Source organism: Chitinophaga parva, from assembly GCF_003071345.1.
Taxonomy (GTDB): domain Bacteria; phylum Bacteroidota; class Bacteroidia; order Chitinophagales; family Chitinophagaceae; genus Chitinophaga; species Chitinophaga parva.
Genome location: NZ_QCYK01000003.1, coordinates 452,970 through 470,345 on the forward strand (window position 1 = coordinate 452,970; position 17,376 = coordinate 470,345).

The following is a 17,376-nucleotide window of genomic DNA, read 5'->3' on the forward strand; positions in this document are numbered from 1 at the left end:
AATATTATTGCAAATGCAACTTAATTGCAAAAAGTAATTTAGTTTTACACCGTATTCAATTTGTAAGGGTCTCATCTAAAAAACTGCCGGTAACGGCGGCTGGAAATCCTTTGCCTTATTGGGTCCGGAAAGGTTATGAAGCAGTATTTATTCATCGTATTTATAGTAACAGCCGGCCAGGCAGGGCTTGCCCAGCAGCGGGATTCGCTGAAGCAGGCGTCCCTGCATGAAGTGATCATACAGGGCAGCGGTCCGGCCGCGAAGCCTGTTGCCACGGCCACCCAGGTGGAGCTGAAAAATGTGCAGTTATTCCAGACCCGGGGCAATTCCCTGGGAGAAAGTCTCAAGAGCATACCGGGCCTCAATAGCATTCAAACCGGGCCCTCTATTTCCAAACCTGTGATCCACGGCCTGCACAGTAACCGGGTATTGATCCTGAACAACGGGGTACGCCAGGAAGGGCAGCAGTGGGGGAGTGAGCACGCCCCGGAAATAGATCCCTTCACCGCGGGCCATATCTCCATCATCGAAGGCGCGGCCAGTATCCGCTATGGATCAGATGCTATGGCAGGCGTAGTGTTGCTGGAGCCAAAGGCGTTACCGGAAAATAAATTGCTGGGCGGCACGGTAAGCCTTACAGGAGCCAGCAATGGGCGCATGGGTGCTATGTCTGCCATGCTGGAGGGCGCGGGCACACACCAGCTGGAGGGCCTGCAATGGAGGATGCTGGGCACTTTCAAACGGGCGGGCAATTTCCGTACGGCACACTATTACATGGAGAACACCGGCTTGCAGGAAGGTGACTATGCTGCCACGCTGGCCTACCACCGCAGGCAATACGGGCTCTCGGTCTATTACAGCAGCTACCACACAAAGCTGGGTATTTTCTCCGGCTCGCACGTGGGCAACCTGCAGGACCTGGACTCCGCCTTTGCCCGCCCACGGCCCATCACGCCGTCTTATTTTTCCTATAAGATAGGCCGCTCTTACCAGGTGGTGCACCATGATCTTTTTAAAGCAAACGGCTATTACAATTTCAATAACGGTGGTAAAATGGAACTGGTCTTTGCCCGCCAGAAAGACCTGCGCCAGGAGTATGATGTAGATTACCCGTACAGTAATGATCCCGCGGTGCTCCGTGCGCCCCAGATCAGTTTCCAGATCATCACGCACACAGCAGACCTGCTGTATCACGCACCCGCCAAAGGCCCGTTCCATACTTTGCTGGGCCTTAGTGGCAGCACGCAGGGTAATGTATTCAGCGGCCTGCGTTACCTGGTGCCTAACTTCCGCAACTACAGCGGCGGTGCATATGCAATAGAAAAGTATACCCGCGGCAAACTCACGCTGGAAGCGGGTTTACGCTATGACTACCGCTGGCTGCGCGTATACCGCCGCGATGAGGCCACGCTCTATCTCTACCAGAATACTCATACCTATGCCAACGCTACCGCTACCGGCGGTGCCACTTACCAGCCAGGCGGGCGTTTTTCGGTGAATGCCAATATCGGTACAGCCTGGCGCGCACCCAGCGTGAACGAGTTGTACATCAATGGCATTCACCTCAGCGCCGCTGCTTATGAGCGGGGCGACAGCACGCTGTCATCAGAACGTTCCATTAACACCACCCTTGGTCTCAAATACACCGCGCCTAAACTGTTTGTACAGGTAACCCTGTACAATAACCAGATCAATCACTACATCTACGCAAAGCCATTGCTGCAGTCCATCCACATCATCAGCGGCACTTACCCGCTGTTCCAGTACACCCAGCAGGACGTGCGCCTGCGTGGTGTGGATGCAGAAGCCGACTGGGACTTTACCAAACACCTTACCCTGGTGTCTAAAGCAGCGGTGGTAAGGGGTTTCAATAAGAGCATCCACGACTGGCTGGTGTTTATGCCGGCAGATCATTTTGATAACCAGTTGCAATATCATTTTACATCCACCAGCACCTGGCTGCAACCGTATGTGAGCCTGCAATATGCTTACACGGCACGCCAGTCCAGGGTGCCGCCCCACAGTGATTATGTAGCACCGCCGGCGGCCTATGGCCTCTGGAATGTAAGCCTGGGCAGCGACATCGCCATTGGCAAAAGAACGCTGCGGGCCGACCTCACGGTGAACAACCTTACCAACGTGGCCTACCGTGATTACCTGAACCGGTTCCGCTATTACACAGACGACCTGGGAGCCAGTGTAGTACTGCGTTTGAGCACCAGCTTCTAAAAATCAATCAACCCAATAAAAACTGGAAACATGAAAAAGAAAACCAGCATTCCCTTGCTGCTGCTGGCAAGCGGCGCCCTGCTGATGCACGCCTGTAAAAAGGATGAAAAGGCGGTGGCGCCCCCCGTGCCAGGCAATGAATTTCTCACTACGGTAAAAATCCGTGCCGTGAACACGCAGGACCCTGCGGATGTACAGGTGGCTTCGTGGACAGACACCACGCTGATTGCCCACCCGGCAGATAGCATCAACACGCCGGTACTGAACCTAAAGGCCCATGCCACCTATAATGCGGAAGTACTTTTCCTGGATGAAACGAAAAGCCCCGCCGGCGATGTTACATCAGAGATCAGGGAACGCCAGAACTATCACCTGATCTGCTTCAGCGGATCTACTAGCCTGCCCCTCACCGTGAAACGTACAGACCTGGACACAAACTCGCCTGCGCTGGAAGTAGGCCTGGAAGACCTTTTCACTACCGGTGCCGCCGGTACAGGCCAGCTGAATGTGCAGCTGCGCCACCAGCCCAATGCGAAGAACGGCAGCTGTGAGCCCGGTTCCACGGACGCAGATGTGACCTATACCATCAACATTAAATAAGAGACCATGAAGCGCATTTTTATACTACTGGCCCTGTTGGGTGCTTTGCAAACACAGGCCCAGGACCAGCCACAACCCGCCACAGGTGCGCATAGTTACCTGGGGCTTACCGGCGGGGCTAGTTTTCCCCTGGGCAATTTTGGTAAAGGAGATTATAGCAACGATAAATCCGGCTACGCCGGTACGGGCTTTAACATTGGCATTACCGGCGTGTATTATTTTAAGCATTCCCACTTTGGCGTTGGCGGGGTGGCATCCCTGGCCCGGTATGGTTTTAAAGGCGCCCGATCGCTGGCAGAGGGTTACAAGGAAGCCTTTGATATTGACAGCTCCACCGTGTATGTGCATGGGCATCACCAGGCACTGAATATCCTGGCAGGCCCTTACTACTACTTTTCTTTCGGCAGTAAACTGGGCCTGGATGTACATGTGTTAGGAGGGATTGTAAATGCAACGCTGCCGGGTTTTGAGGTGTTCATTGAAGACCAGGAAGGCAATAATTTTTCGCAGGAAAAAGTAAAACAAAGCGCCTTTGGCCTGCAGGGAGGCGCGGCATTGCATTACAGCGTGTGCAGGCATTTCAATATTTTTGTGGGCGTGGATTATAACTATTCCAACCCGTCTTTCGCTATCCATAACGTGAACCGCCCGGTAAATGCCGGCCGTAAAATTGAAACCTACCACCAGCCCCTCACATCCCTGCAAACCAATGTGGGACTGGCTTATAGCTTCTGATAAGTTTGGATTGTCATTTTGGTTAATACAGGTTGAACAAAGAAAGGAATATGTAAGCATCCGGCCGGAGGGGCTGGTATAAGTCTTACATATTCCCTTTATTTTTGAATGAGGGACCTCTTATTGCTGCACACCGCAATCCTTGCAGGTGCCATACACCACGGTGTGCTGCCCTGCTGCTTTAAAGCCCCGGGGCACTTTCACCGCGGGCGCTTCCGTTTTTTCCAGGCAGAACATCTTGCCGCACTGCTCACAGTTAAAATGCACGTGGTTGTCTACATGATGGCCGTGGCTGCAATCGTTCTTGCAGAAGGCAAAGCGGGCTACACCGGCCTGGTCTACCACCTTGTGCACCAGCCCCGCTTCCTCAAAATCATTCAGCACGCGGTACAGGGTAATGCGGTCCGCATCTTCTATACTTCCTTCCAGGTCCGCATGGGAGAGGGCCAGGTGGTCTTTAGACAGGATGCGCAATACCTGCAACCGTACTGGTGTGATCTTCAGTCCTTTCTCCCGGATGGCTTCTTTAATATCCAGTTCCATGGTGGTTCATTTCCTGCAAAGTTAAGCATTGTTGTAAATGCAATTGTATTAAAATTGCAACATTGTTGCTATCTCCCCGGTGGCCGCCAAAGGGTGGAAAAGCCCGCCCCCTTCCATCCACTTTCCCAAAAGAAATAAATGCAACCTTGTTTCATTTGTTTAATTGAATTACATTTGCAACATAATTGCATTTGTGGTATGGCTCAACCTGGCCAGTACCCCGATAAAGCACAGCGGCTCCCTGATCTTGCCGCCTGCCTGCTTACGGATGAAGAAGTGAAACAATCCCGGTTGGGGATCCCTTTTACAGACCCCTTCCCGCAACATATTTGATAATCCATACCAGTAGCCGCGCCCCGGTAGCGGCTACCGGCAATAACAGGTCTTATGCCATTCAAAGATTTCTTAAAACCAAACCCCGATGCCCTGGGCATCGCAGCATCCCTGCTTTGCGCGGCGCACTGCATTTTATTGCCGGTGCTCTTTACCTCGCTGCCCCTGCTGGGCGTGGAGCTGTTAAGGAACCCACTGCTGGAATTGGCCACCATAGTGCTTTCCATGGGCATAGGCGTATGGGTGTTGTGGCGTGGCTACCGCCAGGGCCACATCCGCCGCTGGATGGTAGCGGGCTTCATTGCGGGCCTCACGCTCGTTACAGCGGGCAATTTCATGGATACCACCATTGCGGAGGCACTGCTTAAATTTTCCGGCGCCACCCTCATCGTCACCGTGCACGCTATTAACTGGCGCCAGCACAGGCGCCGCTGCGAAGTGCATAAACACTGACATGCATCCACAATGCCAGCCTACAGGCCGGCGGAAGTATGCTGTGCAGAATTTACATCACCAGCAGGTTCTGGCAAACGGTATAACTAAACACTGTATTGTTCTTCCCGTGCAGTACCACAGACATAGACTTGTCAAACGGCTGTATTTCTTTTACTGCTATGGTAGCGCCAATGGAGAGTTGCAGCGCATCCAGGAATTTGAGAAAGGCAGTTTCGTGATTCAGCACCCCGCTGAGGGTGTACTGCTTGCCGGGCGTGCAGCTGCTGAGGGGCACTGCTTTTACCACCGGCAGCTTACCGTTGGCATCGGGGATGGGCTCCCCATGCGGGTCAAACTTGGGATGGCCCAGCATTTCATCAATGCGGTCAAAAAAACGGTCGGACTGGATATGTTCTATCTGCTCTGCAATGTCGTGCACCTCTTCCCAGCCCAGGCCCATCACTTCCGACAGGAAAAGCTCTGTGAGCCGGTGTTTGCGCAGGATGTGCAAGGCCTGCCTGCGCCCTTTTTCCGTCAGCTCAATGGCCTTATACTTCTCATAACGCACCAGTTTCTTCTCCGAAAGTTTCTGGATCATGCTGTTCACCGTGGGCATTTTCAGCTCCAGGTGGGTAGCAATATCCTTTACCGTGATCTCTGTTTTTTCCAGTGAAATCCGGAACAACGCCTTCAGGTAATTTTCTTCCGTGAGTGTCATCATCCGGTAAATGTATGGGATTTCAATAATTCCAGGAAAAGACGGTTTTTAAAATTAATTTGTTAGATTATTCTAACTTTATAGTTTTGTTGATAAATGAATAGTATGAAAAACGGATGGATGGCGCTCTGCGTCTGCTTTTGCCTGCCCGCCACGGCCCAGGTGACGGGCACCGGCGCCCACCCGCAATCCCCCACGGTGACCCAATTGCATGAGGGGCAGGACACCAGTACCCGCCCCACAAAGACGGCCAATTTACGCGAGGTGCTGGTAAGCACCGGCGCCACCCGGGCCATTTCCATCCGCGAAAATCCCATCGCCATCAGCAGCGTGCCTGCCCGCAAAATAGACCGCGCCACGGAGGCCAACCTGGTAGATGCCCTGGTAAAGCAAGTGCCCGGCCTCAGCGCGGTGAAAACAGGCCCCAATATTTCAAAGCCCTTCATCCGGGGCCTGGGGTACAACCGGGTGCTTACCCTCTACGATGGCGTGCGCCAGGAAGGGCAGCAGTGGGGCGATGAGCATGGGCTGGAAGTGGATAATTACAATGTGCAGCGCGCAGAGGTGGTCAAAGGCCCCGCCAGTCTTATGTTTGGCAGTGATGCACTGGCGGGCGTGGTAAGCCTGTTCCCCCATGTGCCTACGCAGGAAAACGGGCGCCTGCACGGGCGCTGGCTCTCGGAGTACCAGGCAAACAACGGCCTCATTGGCAATGGCCTGCGCCTGGGCCAGCACAAGGCATCCTGGCTGTGGGAGGTGAGGGGTGCGTACCGCATTGCCAAAAATTATAAGAATAAAACAGATGGCCCGGTGTACCTCACGGGCTTCCGGGAAACAAACGCTTCCGCCATGGCAGGGTATACTAACGGTAACAGCTATACGTATTTGAACGCTACCTTGTACAACAACCTGCAGGGCATTCCCGACGGCAGCCGCGATTCCCTGACCCGGCGTTTTACCCGCCAGGTAGCGGAAGGTGCCGGGGATGATATTAAGCATCGCCCCATCGTGCCGGATGCATGGCTGCGCAGCTACACGCTCAGCCCACTGCACCAGCACATCCAGCACTACCGGGTGTATGCAAACGGCCACTACCAGCTGGGGAGATCCCTGCTGGACGCGGGTTTGGGCTGGCAGCAAAATATCCGCCGGGAGTATAACCATCCCCAGGACGTGCAGCAGGCCGGCCTGTTTGTAAAGCTTACCACTCTGCATTACAGCCTGCGGTATGCGCTGCCCCCGCTGCATGCCATTGAAATTACCCTTGGCAGCAACGGCATGTACCAGCAGAACCGGCATGGCAATGCTACGGACTTTCCCATCCCGGACTACCGCCTGCTCGATGCCGGCGCTTATGTTTTTGCAAAATGGAAATCCGGCCGGTGGACATTGAGCGGGGGCCTGCGGTACGACCTGCGTTCCCTGCGCAGCCATGATTTTTACCTGGCCCATGATGCACGCACCGGTTATCTGCGCCCGTCAAAAGACACGGTGGGCGCAGTGCTGCAGTTTCCGGCACTGGGCCAGTCTTTCACCGGCATATCACTCAGTGCCGGGGCTACCTGCCGGCTGAATGACGTTGTTTCCCTGAAAGCCAATATGGCAAAGGGCTACCGGGCACCAAACATTACAGAGATCGCGTCTAATGGGCTGGACCCTGGTGCGCACATCGTGTACCTGGGCAACCGCAACTTTGTACCTGAAACCAGCTTGCAGGAAGACCTGGGCGTGCTGCTGGATGGAGCAGGGTGGGAGGGCAATGTGAGTGTGTTCAACAACCAGTTATCGCACTATATTTTCCTGCAACAAGTGCCGGAAGAAATAGTGCAGGGTAATAAAACGTACCGTTACATGCAAAGCAAAGCCTGGCTCTATGGGCTGGAAGCCGCAGTGGCACTGCATCCTGTGGCATGGAAGGGCTGGCACTGGGATAACAGCCTGGCACTTACCTATGGCTACAACCGGGATGATGCTTACCGCCATGCGGGGCTGCAAGGGGCTTACCTGCCTTTTATACCACCTTTGCAGTGGCATTCAGAAATGGGTAAAGAATGGGTGCTGCGCCATCCCATCCTGCCTTCCCTGCATGCAGGCGCAGACCTGGAATATGCCGGTGCGCAAAACCGCTACCTGGCACTGGACCAAACGGAAACGGCTACACGCAGTTATGCATTGGTAGGCATACAAATAGGTGGCAGCATTTGCTACAGACGGGAAAATCAATTCCAGTGGCAGTTCCAGGTCAATAACCTGCTGGACGCTACCTACCAGTCGAACCTGAGCCGGCTGAAATACTTTGAGTATTATGGAGCTTCGCCTAATGGCAGGTCTGGCATTTACGGCATGGGCAGGAACATAACGGTAAAGATCATCCTGCCCTTTTAGCGGTAGCCTGCTGCCTGGAGGTGAAACAGTTCTGCATAACGCCCGTCCCTGGCCAGCAGCTCTTCATGGCTGCCTATTTCCAGCACGGTGCCTTTTTCCAACACCATAATGCGGTCTGCCATGCGCACGGTAGAAAAGCGATGGGAGATGAGAATGGCAGATTTGCCATGCGTAAGTTCTGCAAAGCGCTGGAACACTTCATACTCGGCCCTTGCATCCAGTGCAGCGGTGGGCTCGTCCAGGATGAGCACCGTGGCATCGCGCATGTAGGCGCGGGCCAGGGCTATCTTCTGCCATTCCCCGCCGGAAAGGTCTACCCCGTTGTTAAAGCGCCGGCCCAGGGCCTGCTGGTAGCCATTGGGCAACTTGGCCACCACCGTATCCGCCAGGCTTTGATGGGCGGCATCTTCGATCAGTGGTTCATTGAATTGCTCTCCGATATTGCCCACGGCAATGTTCTGTGAGAAATTCATCTGGTAGCGCAGGTAATCCTGGAAAATAACGCCAATGTGTAAACGAAGTTCTGCCAGGTCGTACTCCCGCAGGTCCACCCCGTCCAGCAGGATGCGGCCTTCCGTGGGATCATACAGGCGGCAGAGCAGCTTTACCAGCGTGGTTTTGCCTGCGCCATTCTCGCCCACGAGGGCCAGTTTCTCCCCGGCTTTCAGCGTAAAGTTCAGGTGGCGGTTGGCCCAGCGTTCTGCATTGCTGTATTTAAAGCCCACATCTTCAAACGTAAAGCCTTCCCTGATCACATCGGGGAAAGGCCGTGGACGGGCGGCCATCGTGATCTTGGGCTGGATGTCGAAAAATTCAAAGAAGTCGCGCAGGTAAATGGCGCCCTGCGATACGCTGGTGAAGCGGGAAAGGATGGTTTCCAGCAGTGATTTTAGCTGGCGGAAAGAGCCCGCCAAAAAGGTAAGGTCACCAATGGAAAGCTGTCCCTCCACGGTGCGGATGATGATGAAGATATAAGCGCCATAATACCCTGCGGTGCCCAGCAGGGCAAACACGGTGCCCCACACGGAACGCCGGATAGACAGGCGTTTGTTATCCAGATAAAATTTATCGGACAGGGTTTTAAAGCGGTCAATGATAAAATCGGACAGGTCAAATATTTTCACTTCCTTGGCCGTGTCATCGCTGGCGCCCAGGTAGCGGAGGTAGTCCAGTTCCCGGCGCTGGGGCGTTTGGCCACGGGTGAGGGCGTAAGTCTTATCATTGAAATAAGATTCACCGAGGAATGCGGGCAGGATGGCCACCAGCAACAGGAGGATAAGCCAGGGATTGAATACCAGCAGGCCGGCGGCCAGGAAACCCATAGTGATGAGGTCCTGCACCTGGCTCATAACCTGGGAGAGCAACACAGTGCGGCCGGTGGTTTGCTGGCGGGCGCGTTCCAGCTTGTCGTAAAAGGTGGCGTCTTCAAACTGGTCCAGGTCCAGGGTGGCGGCATGGCGCATGATGCGCACGGAGGTGTGGTTAGAGAACAGGTCGCCGAGGAGGCTGTCCAGCAGCGTGATCACACGCCCCAGCGCGTCCGACCCGATGGCCAGGGCAAACTCAATGCCTACCATCCACCAAAGCTGATGGGTGTCTACGCTTTTGCCATTGTGCAGCTGCACTACCTGGTCTATGATGATCTTGCCGATGTATAAAATAGCGAGGGGCGTGGCGGCCCGGATGAGGCGGAGCACGGCATTGGCCACCGTGAGCCAGGGGTTTGTGTCCCATACCAGCTTAAAAAATGCCGGTAACATACGCAGCGCATCCAGTCTTTCTTTCAGCGTTACCTGCGGCTTGCCATCCGGCATGGCCGCGGGCGTGGGAAAGAGTCGTTTCCAGAAATTCATGTCCCGAATTTACTTTAATTGTGAGTAATTGTGGTGGGGATCAGGTCTTGGGTCTTAAATCTTAGGTCCCAGGTCTCAGGGATGGGTGGGGGATTGTTTCAAAAAATAATTTCAAACTCCTGTGATTTTTTAGGCCGCGCCGCGAATCATATTACAAACAGTTACGCACACGCCTATGCAAGCACAATTCACCGCTATCGTGAACGAGCATAAAGGCCTCATCTACAAGGTGGCTGGTGCCTACTGTGCGGATGCGGAAGACCGTAAGGACCTGGTGCAGGAAATACTGCTGCAACTGTGGAGGGCCTTTCCCCGCTATGATCCGCAGTTCAAGCGCAGCACCTGGATGTACCGCATTGCCCTCAATACCGCCATTTCCTTTTACCGGAAAGATCACCGGAGAAGGGCCGCCATGGCGCCTTTGCCGGATGATATCCTGGTGCTGGAGGCGGAGCATCCGCCACCCCGGGAGGCGGCCCTGGAGCAGTTACACCAGTTCATCAGTGCGCTGCCGGAGCTGGACCGGGCCCTCATGCTACTTTACCTGGAAGACCGTTCCCATGCGGAAATGGCAGATATCCTTGGTCTCAGCGTTTCCAATGTAGGCACCAAGATCAGCCGCATCCGCCAGCAACTCAAACAAAAATTCTAAACACATGGAAGAGCAAGATATTAAACAACTGTGGCAGGCCTACGATGCACAATTGCAGGAGGCGCTCCGCGTAAACGAAAATACCCTGCGCGAGCTGCAGACCCTCAAAGCCAAGCGGGCCGTGCGCCGTATGCTGTGGGTAAAATGGCTGGGCATTATTGTAGGCATTATCTGGATAGCCGTGGTATACACCTGGGTGAGCATAGCCCTTGCGGTGCACAATTATTTTTTTGCCGCTTCCGCTGGTGTGCACCTGGTGGTTACCACCGTCATGGTGGTCACCTACCTGCGCCACCTGGGCATGCTGCACCGGATAGACCGTGCTGCTGCTGTAATAGCCGTGCAGGAAGGGTTGGCCCGCCTGCAGGCCTCCACGCTGGAAGTAACCCGTATCGGTTTCCTGCAATTGCCGGTGTTTGCCGTCTTTATGCTGGGATGGGGCGTGTATAACAGGTGGCAGATCGTCATCTGCGTTGCAGTGGCCATTTTACTTATCCTGGCGGCGCTGTGGTTGTATGCCAATATCTCGCTGAAGAATGCCCACAAGCCCTGGTTCCGCCTGTTATTCAGTTCACCGGAATGGACGCAGCTCGTGCGTGCCCAAACGTTCCTGGCGGCCATAGAAGATTACAAAGGGGGAGAAGGTTAGAACAGGGAAAGCTGCATGCGCCGGCCTTCACGGGCAGCATCCGGATCGGCGGAGATGTGGTACAGCGCCGTTTCCGCGTAGCGCGATGCTACGATGATCTCTGTGCCCCGCGCATGCGGGCGGAAAAGATCTTCCACGAGGGCAGGGTCATTATTGTCTTTGGATAAGTGTGCCAGCAGCAGATGGCTCATGAAAGGAGGGCGGTGGTCGCGGAACAAAGCCAGGGCCTGCGCATTGGAAAGATGCCCTTTCCCGCCACGGATGCGGTTTTTCAGCATCCACGGGTAGCGGCCCTTCAGGAGCATGTCTTCATCATAATTGGCCTCCAGGAAAGCGGCATGGCACAGTTTGAAATGATGCGTGAGCTGGTCGCAGCACTGGCCTATGTCTGTAAAAATACCGATGGTCACATTGTGGGCGCGCACAATAAAACTATGTGGGTCTGCGGCGTCATGGTGTTTGGGAAATGCAGTGATGGAAAGCGCGCCTACCTGCACCGGGGTATGCGCCGTAAAAGCATGCACCCGCTCCGGTGCCAGGGATAAGCCGCCGTGGTGGTGGGTATCGGCAGTGATGTACACCGGCAGCTGGTATTTGCGTGCCAGTACCGGGATGCCACTGATATGGTCACTATGCTCATGCGATACAAAAATAGCCTTCACCGTTCTCATGGAAAGGCCCAGGCGCTGCATGCGCCGTTCTATTTCCCTGCACGAGATCCCAACATCTACCAGTATGGCCTCCTCCTGGTTCCCGATATAATAGCAATTGCCATTGCTGCCGGAATTCAGCGAGGTAATGAATAGTGACATAGGCGGCAAAAATACGGAGAAAGTGCCGTATTGCGGCAGCGCCCCCGCTGTTAAATGCGAAAAGCGCCACCACCCCGGGGATGTGACGCTTTTCTGTTATAAATGCGTGTGCCGCGTTATTTTTCCTGGTGGTTCAGCCGCTCCTGCATCACTGCAACAGGCATGGTGAGCATGCGGCCCATGGGCTGGTTTCCGCGGTAGGTGATCACCTTCAGCACTTTGGCATCTTTAGGTGGTGCCAGGGGCTGGGTGTATTTCGGGTAAAAACGGTCGGGGAATGAGTTGTCAAAGCTGTAGTAAATATCCAGGTCTTTTACTTCCGTATCCATAGCGATGAGCAGGTTGCCGCTGGCATCTTTTTCTGCCGTGAAACTGGGATCAAACATGCTGGGGGCATATTTTACCGCGGCGGAGTCAAAGCGTTTCATGTGGGCTTCCACGCGGGGCTCAAATTTGTCCCAGCTTTTCAGCTCCCCGGGCGTCCACACAGATTCTGAAATGGCAAATGCACGGGGCCAGGTCATGTACTCTGCATGGCGCAGGTTGTACACATTCTCCGTCCACAGGTTGGCCTGTCCACCGCGGATGTAGGCCGGATCAGCACCTTCGGGCACGGGCTCAAACTGGTAAGCGGTGCTCAGTCGCAGGGTAGCGTAGATGCGGGGCTCTATGATCACATCGCCCTGCATGTAGTCCAGGTATGCATAGGTGGTGGGGCTCATCACTACGTCGTGTTTCAGTTTGGTGCCTTCCACGCCGCCTTTCTCACCGCGCCAGCTCATGACGGCTGCACCGGGGGCCAGGCCGCCTTCCAGGATCTCATCCCAGCCTATCACTTTTTTGCCTTTTGAGTTTACGATCTTCACCACGCGTTTTTCAAAGTAGCTCTGTACTTCTTCATACGTTTTCAGGTGCTCTTTTTTCATCAGCGCCGTTACGGCATCGCTCTTTTTCCAGAAGGTCTTGGGACATTCATCGCCACCTACGTGGATGTAGTCGAAGGGGAAGAGGGCCGCTACTTCTGTGAATACCTTGTCCAGGAATTTGTAAGTGTTCTCATTGGCAGGGCACATGGTATTGTCGTAATGGGCCACCATGCCACTGTCTGTCCAGTCCATGAAATTCCGCTCACCGGAGCGCACCTGGTAATGGTCTGCACCTTCCGTGCAGGAAATTTCCGGGTAAGAGGCCACCGCAGCCAGGCTATGGCCGGGGGCTTCAATCTCGGGCAGTATGTTTACAAAACGGTCTTTCGCGTATTGGATCACTTCTTTTACATCTTCCTGCGTGTAGTAACCACCAGCGGTGCGGGGGGCATCATCAGGTTCCGGGGAGAAGGTGCCAAACTCACCGGTCTTGTCCAGGTTGTAGGCGCCTTTCTTCGTCAGGTTGGGCAGGCTCTTGATCTCAATGCGCCAGCCCTCATCATCAGTGAGGTGCCAGTGGAAGAGGTTGAATTTGTAGCGCGACATCTGGTCGATGTAAGCCATCACGTCTTCCTTTTTAAAGAAGTGGCGGGACACGTCCAGCATGAGGCCTCTCCATGCATAGCGCGGGTAGTCGGTGATCTCCACGGTGGGGGTCACCCAGGCTACATTATGCACGGCCTGGCCGCTTTCAATGGCCGGGGGGAACAATTGCACCAGTGTTTGCGCGCCGTAAAACAGGCCGGCCGGCTCATTGGCTTTGATCACCACCCCGGTGGGCGTTACGCTCAGCTGGTAGCCTTCCTTGCCCAGGGTGGCGTCGGCCTTGCCTTTGGCATGGAGTTGCAGGCTGATGGTGGCATTGCCGCCGGCCTGGGTGGTTACCGGGTAGCCGGTGGGCGTGCCCAGCCGTTTTTCCAGGAAATCCGTAATGGGCTTAGTGTTAGCACCATTAGGCGTGGCAATGCTGATGCGGGAGGGCAGGGTAAAACTACCGCCGGAAGTGGTGACCTGTACCGGTTGTGGAATAATGGAAATAGGCGCCTGCTGGGCAAAAGCGCCTGCCGCCAGGAGGCTGGCAGCCAGGATAAGCGTTAGTTTCTTCATGACGCGCGGATAAGCGTAGTTTTGTTAGCAATAAAACACTTTGATAAAGCGCCGGCGCTTTCTGCCGGAGGTGATAAGTTACAACCTATCCGCCTGATTTGCAACAACGGTGTGATAAATGGTAGCCCCGTCCCGAAAAACTTTAAAACAGTGATCGTTTCCTGGGCCTGAATGTGTATCTTGAGGAGCACCGCTACATTAATCAGACCATCAACTGAACCGCGTAAACTCCTCCTCCGACATGTCGATCCGACAAAATGTTCTTGCCCGGAAGGGTCAGCGCCTGGCTGCGTGGTACAACATGGTGCCCAGCTTTGCCTGGTCTATCCTCAACCTGGCGCCGCCGTTTATCTACGTTTACCGTTTCCTGGACCTGCAGTGGTTATGGGTGCTGGTGCCGCTTTGCATGGCGCCTTACTTCCTGCAAAAAGGTTTTATAGACCGCCTGGCCCTGAGCAGGACCAGGGACCTTTATATTCGTTTAGGCGTAGACGTTATACAGGAATTTGTGCAGCATGGGGGCATGGTAAACCGGCTGATCCGCCGCCGCTATCCCACTTACCGCATCGTGTTTGACAAGACCACGGTGCACCGCCAGCTCTCTGCCACTTATATGTTTGAGCGCTTCCACCTGGGCATGGCCGCTGCTTTTTGCGTGCTCATTTTACACGCGGCTTTCAGCCAGCGCTGGGAATGGGTGTTGCTGCTGTTCGTTTGTAATTTCATTTACAATGTGTACCCCGTATTGCTGCAGCAATATATGCGCATCCGCCTGAAACACCTGCTGGGATAGGGCCGGAAAAATTGCCTCCCACGGCTTGTTATGCATGGGTATAATTTAAACGGGGCATGTAATTCAACCGGCGCACTGCTGGCGGCCATGGTGTATTACTGCTTTACACGGTTACGTTCACTATCTGCACTGTTATCCTCGTGCCGGCGCTGGTTGGCAATGGTTTTCCCGAAGTTATAACTGATGCTCAGCGCCACTTTGCGGGTGTCTGATACATTGCGCCAGTTGGCAGTTGTCATGGCCAGGTTGTTGATCACCCCTGTATTGATCATCGTCTTGAAAAGGTCGCTGCCATTGAGTTTCAACAGGAGCTTGGGCGTTATCTTCTTGGAAAATCCAAGGTCCACGGCACCTCTTTCTCCCAATACAAATTGTGCATGGGTCAGTTTACTGCGGTAACGCGCACTGGCCTGGATGGTCCAGTCCTTGGGCAGCTTCAGCGTAAGCGTGGGCATTACAAATACGTAATTACCGCGGCTGTCCAGGTGGCCGGCATAGAAGTCGCCATAGGAGTGGATATTGCCGGCTTCCCCGTAGAAGTGCAGGTTCAGGCGCTTTCCGAGGTCCTGCTGCACATCCAGGTCCACTTCCAGCGTGGTGGTAGCGCCAATGTTGCCAGGGCGGCTGTAGTAAATGCCGTTTACAATTTCAATGGTCTCGTTGATGTCATCCCGGCTGTGGGTATAAATGAAAGTGGTGCTGATGCGCCCTTTATAGCTGTGCCCCAGTTCCACACGTTGCGTATAAGATGGCTTTACGTAAGGGTTGCCTACGTAGTAAGTGAATTTGTCCAGCGGCGATATGAACGGGTTCAGGTCCTGGTAATAGGGCCGGTCAATGCGCCTGCCATAGTTGAGCGACAATGTATTGTTGGCCGCCGTATCCAGCTTGTACAGCAGGTACAGCGTGGGAAACAGGCCGGTGTAATTGCGGTTGAAAGCGGAATCACCTTTCACGGCATTGCCCAGCTGGTGGCCGTTGGAGACCGTGTTTTCAAAGCGCAGGCCGGCCTGTACAGATAACCGTTTAAAATCCTTATTCAGGTTCAGGTAAGCCGCGTTAATGTTTTCGCGGTAGCGGAAGTGATTGCTTTTATCGTAGTCCGGCAGGTTTTGTCCATCAACCAGGTTGTAATATTGGGCAATATTATCCGTGGCGGTGTAACTGCTTTTCACGCCCGCGGCCAGCTTATAACCGTTCCGGAAAGGGTGCGTGTAGTCCAGCTTACCGGAGTAAATGTCGATGTGCGTGGGCACCTGTCCGTTCAGCTGTGCATAGAGATAAGGATCGGTGGCATCCGGCAGGTAGCTGTAGTTGTTGTAAACCTCCTGGCTGCCGGTGTTGTACCGGATGTAATCCGCGTCTGCCGTGAGCTCCCGGCCATTCTTATCGTAGGCGTGGCGGTAGTTCAGGTTAAGGCCCACGTTGTTGAAAGTGCCCTTGGTACTATTGAGGGCATGGATGCTGGAATCCAGTTGTTGATGACCATCCAGCAGGTGGCTGATGTTGTCATTATCACTGCGTGGGTGATCGTCATCACCGGATAGCACGATGCCGAAGGTGCTTTTTTCCGTGGCGTAATAGTCTGCGCTGATCTTGCCGGAAAAGGAGGTGAACCACCGGTTGATCTGGTTGTGCTGCATGAAGTAGCCCTGGGTTTGCCCGGCTTCATCATAAAACTGGCGGTTGATGGTGAGGTCACTGTAGCCCCGCGCTTTGTTGTAGGCCACATTACCGCCTATGTTCCACTTGTTGTTACGGTAATTAAAATTGAAGCTGTTGTTGGTACTGAAATAAATGCCTTGCATGGCCGAGAGGTTCAGTCCCCCGTTGAAACCCTTTTGCCTGCTACGTTTAGTACGGATGTTGATCACGCCGCCGGTGCCGGCCGCATCGTATTTAGCAGGTGGGTTGGTCATGATCTCCACGCTTTCAATGGTGGATGCGGGCAGGGAGCGCAGGTAGTTCTGCAATGCGGTGCCGGAGAGGTAAGTAGGCCGGTCGTCGATGTAGATGGTTACATTGTTCTTGCCTTTGAGACTGATGGTCTGTTCGTCCTCTACGCTTATGCCCGGGCTTTTTTCCAGCACTTCCAGCGCGTTGCTGCCTGCATTGCTGATAAGCGCGTCCACGTTCACCACGGTGCGGTCTATCTTCCTTTCAATAAATGGTTTCTGTGCTGTAACGGAGACTTCCTTGAGCTGTGCATCCTGCTGCTGCAGTGTGATGGCGGGCAATGTAAGTGCCTGGCCTTTGGTAAATACAAAACTCTCGCTGCGGTATTTTTTATACCCCATCATGGTTACCCAGAGGCGGTAGGTGCCTGCAGCGATGGCTTCAAAGGAGAAGCGGCCGCTGTTATCCGGCAGGGTGGCTTTTACTACGCTGCTGTCGTTGTGGCGCACCAGCACAATGGTGGCGGCCATTGCGGGTTGCTGTTGCGCATCTTTTACCTGGCCGGTGATCGTTTGCGCCAGGAGGGGTACGGGCATGAGAAGGCTGATGGTCAGCAGGACCACGTTTTTCATTTGCATGGAGCAGTTTGTTTAGAGCAGAAAAGGCATGGCCTGCCTGGAATGCAGTGTAGTACTGCGTTCCAGGTACTT

At 54.2% G+C, this 17,376-nt stretch carries 14 protein-coding genes; 8 read left to right on the forward strand and 6 right to left on the reverse strand.

Annotated elements, in window-relative coordinates; genetic code table 11:
* The first annotated feature begins 135 nt into the window (after positions 1-135).
* From DCC81_RS21075 to DCC81_RS21085, 3 genes are read left to right on the forward strand one after another with little or no spacing between them, the layout of a single operon-like run.
* Positions 136-2,229 carry a TonB-dependent receptor gene (locus DCC81_RS21075; protein WP_108688655.1) on the forward strand — a complete coding sequence of 698 codons (2,094 nt, stop codon included), beginning with the start codon at positions 136-138 and terminating at the stop codon, positions 2,227-2,229.
* 30 nt (positions 2,230-2,259) lie between these two features.
* Positions 2,260-2,829 (forward strand): hypothetical protein, encoded by a 570-nt coding sequence (locus DCC81_RS21080; protein WP_108688656.1) that lies wholly within the window; start codon positions 2,260-2,262, stop codon positions 2,827-2,829.
* Positions 2,830-2,835: 6 nt separating this feature from the next.
* On the forward strand, positions 2,836-3,564 hold the full coding sequence (locus tag DCC81_RS21085; RefSeq protein WP_108688657.1) for a hypothetical protein: 729 nt from the start codon (positions 2,836-2,838) through the stop codon (positions 3,562-3,564).
* Positions 3,565-3,684: 120 nt separating this feature from the next.
* On the opposite strand, the gene DCC81_RS21090 is transcribed toward DCC81_RS21085, so the two are convergent.
* On the reverse strand, positions 3,685-4,107 hold the full coding sequence (locus tag DCC81_RS21090; protein WP_108688658.1) for a Fur family transcriptional regulator: 423 nt from the start codon (positions 4,105-4,107) through the stop codon (positions 3,685-3,687).
* Between the two features lie 387 nt (positions 4,108-4,494).
* On the opposite strand from DCC81_RS21090, the gene DCC81_RS21095 reads away from it, so the two are divergent.
* Complete coding sequence (locus tag DCC81_RS21095; protein ID WP_108688659.1) at positions 4,495-4,893, forward strand: MerC domain-containing protein; 399 nt, start codon at positions 4,495-4,497, stop codon at positions 4,891-4,893.
* A gap of 52 nt (positions 4,894-4,945) precedes the next feature.
* On the opposite strand, the gene DCC81_RS21100 is transcribed toward DCC81_RS21095, so the two are convergent.
* Complete coding sequence (locus DCC81_RS21100) at positions 4,946-5,596, reverse strand: metal-dependent transcriptional regulator (protein ID WP_108688660.1); 651 nt, start codon at positions 5,594-5,596, stop codon at positions 4,946-4,948.
* 102 nt (positions 5,597-5,698) lie between these two features.
* Between DCC81_RS21100 and DCC81_RS21105 the strand changes: the two genes are divergently transcribed.
* Positions 5,699-7,978, forward strand: a complete 2,280-nt coding sequence (locus DCC81_RS21105; protein ID WP_165806682.1) for a TonB-dependent receptor — start codon at positions 5,699-5,701, stop codon at positions 7,976-7,978.
* On the opposite strand, the gene DCC81_RS21110 is transcribed toward DCC81_RS21105, so the two are convergent.
* Positions 7,975-9,831, reverse strand: coding sequence for an ABC transporter ATP-binding protein (locus DCC81_RS21110; protein WP_205686398.1), 1,857 nt, complete (start codon positions 9,829-9,831; stop codon positions 7,975-7,977). The two genes, DCC81_RS21105 and DCC81_RS21110, sit on opposite strands and share 4 nt — an antisense overlap.
* Before the next feature lie 175 nt (positions 9,832-10,006).
* Here DCC81_RS21110 and DCC81_RS21115 point away from each other — a divergent pair, with 175 nt between their 5' ends.
* Positions 10,007-10,483 (forward strand): RNA polymerase sigma factor, encoded by a 477-nt coding sequence (locus DCC81_RS21115; RefSeq protein WP_108688662.1) that lies wholly within the window; start codon positions 10,007-10,009, stop codon positions 10,481-10,483.
* Positions 10,484-10,487: 4 nt separating this feature from the next.
* Positions 10,488-11,132, forward strand: a complete 645-nt coding sequence (locus DCC81_RS21120) for a hypothetical protein (protein ID WP_108688663.1) — start codon at positions 10,488-10,490, stop codon at positions 11,130-11,132.
* Here DCC81_RS21120 and DCC81_RS21125 read toward each other — a convergent pair.
* Complete coding sequence (locus tag DCC81_RS21125) at positions 11,129-11,944, reverse strand: MBL fold metallo-hydrolase (RefSeq protein ID WP_108688664.1); 816 nt, start codon at positions 11,942-11,944, stop codon at positions 11,129-11,131. The two genes, DCC81_RS21120 and DCC81_RS21125, sit on opposite strands and share 4 nt — an antisense overlap.
* Positions 11,945-12,060: 116 nt before the next feature.
* A complete protein-coding gene (locus DCC81_RS21130; protein ID WP_108688665.1) occupies positions 12,061-13,977 on the reverse strand; it encodes a beta-N-acetylhexosaminidase in 1,917 nt (638 codons plus the stop codon).
* Between the two features lie 241 nt (positions 13,978-14,218).
* Between DCC81_RS21130 and DCC81_RS21135 the strand changes: the two genes are divergently transcribed.
* Positions 14,219-14,770, forward strand: coding sequence for a glycosyl-4,4'-diaponeurosporenoate acyltransferase CrtO family protein (locus DCC81_RS21135; protein ID WP_133177756.1), 552 nt, complete (start codon positions 14,219-14,221; stop codon positions 14,768-14,770).
* A 95-nt stretch (positions 14,771-14,865) separates the two neighbouring features.
* Here the strand turns inward: DCC81_RS21135 and DCC81_RS21140 are convergent, their stop codons facing one another.
* A complete protein-coding gene (locus DCC81_RS21140; protein WP_108688667.1) occupies positions 14,866-17,304 on the reverse strand; it encodes an outer membrane beta-barrel protein in 2,439 nt (812 codons plus the stop codon).
* Between the last annotated feature and the right edge of the window lie 72 nt (positions 17,305-17,376).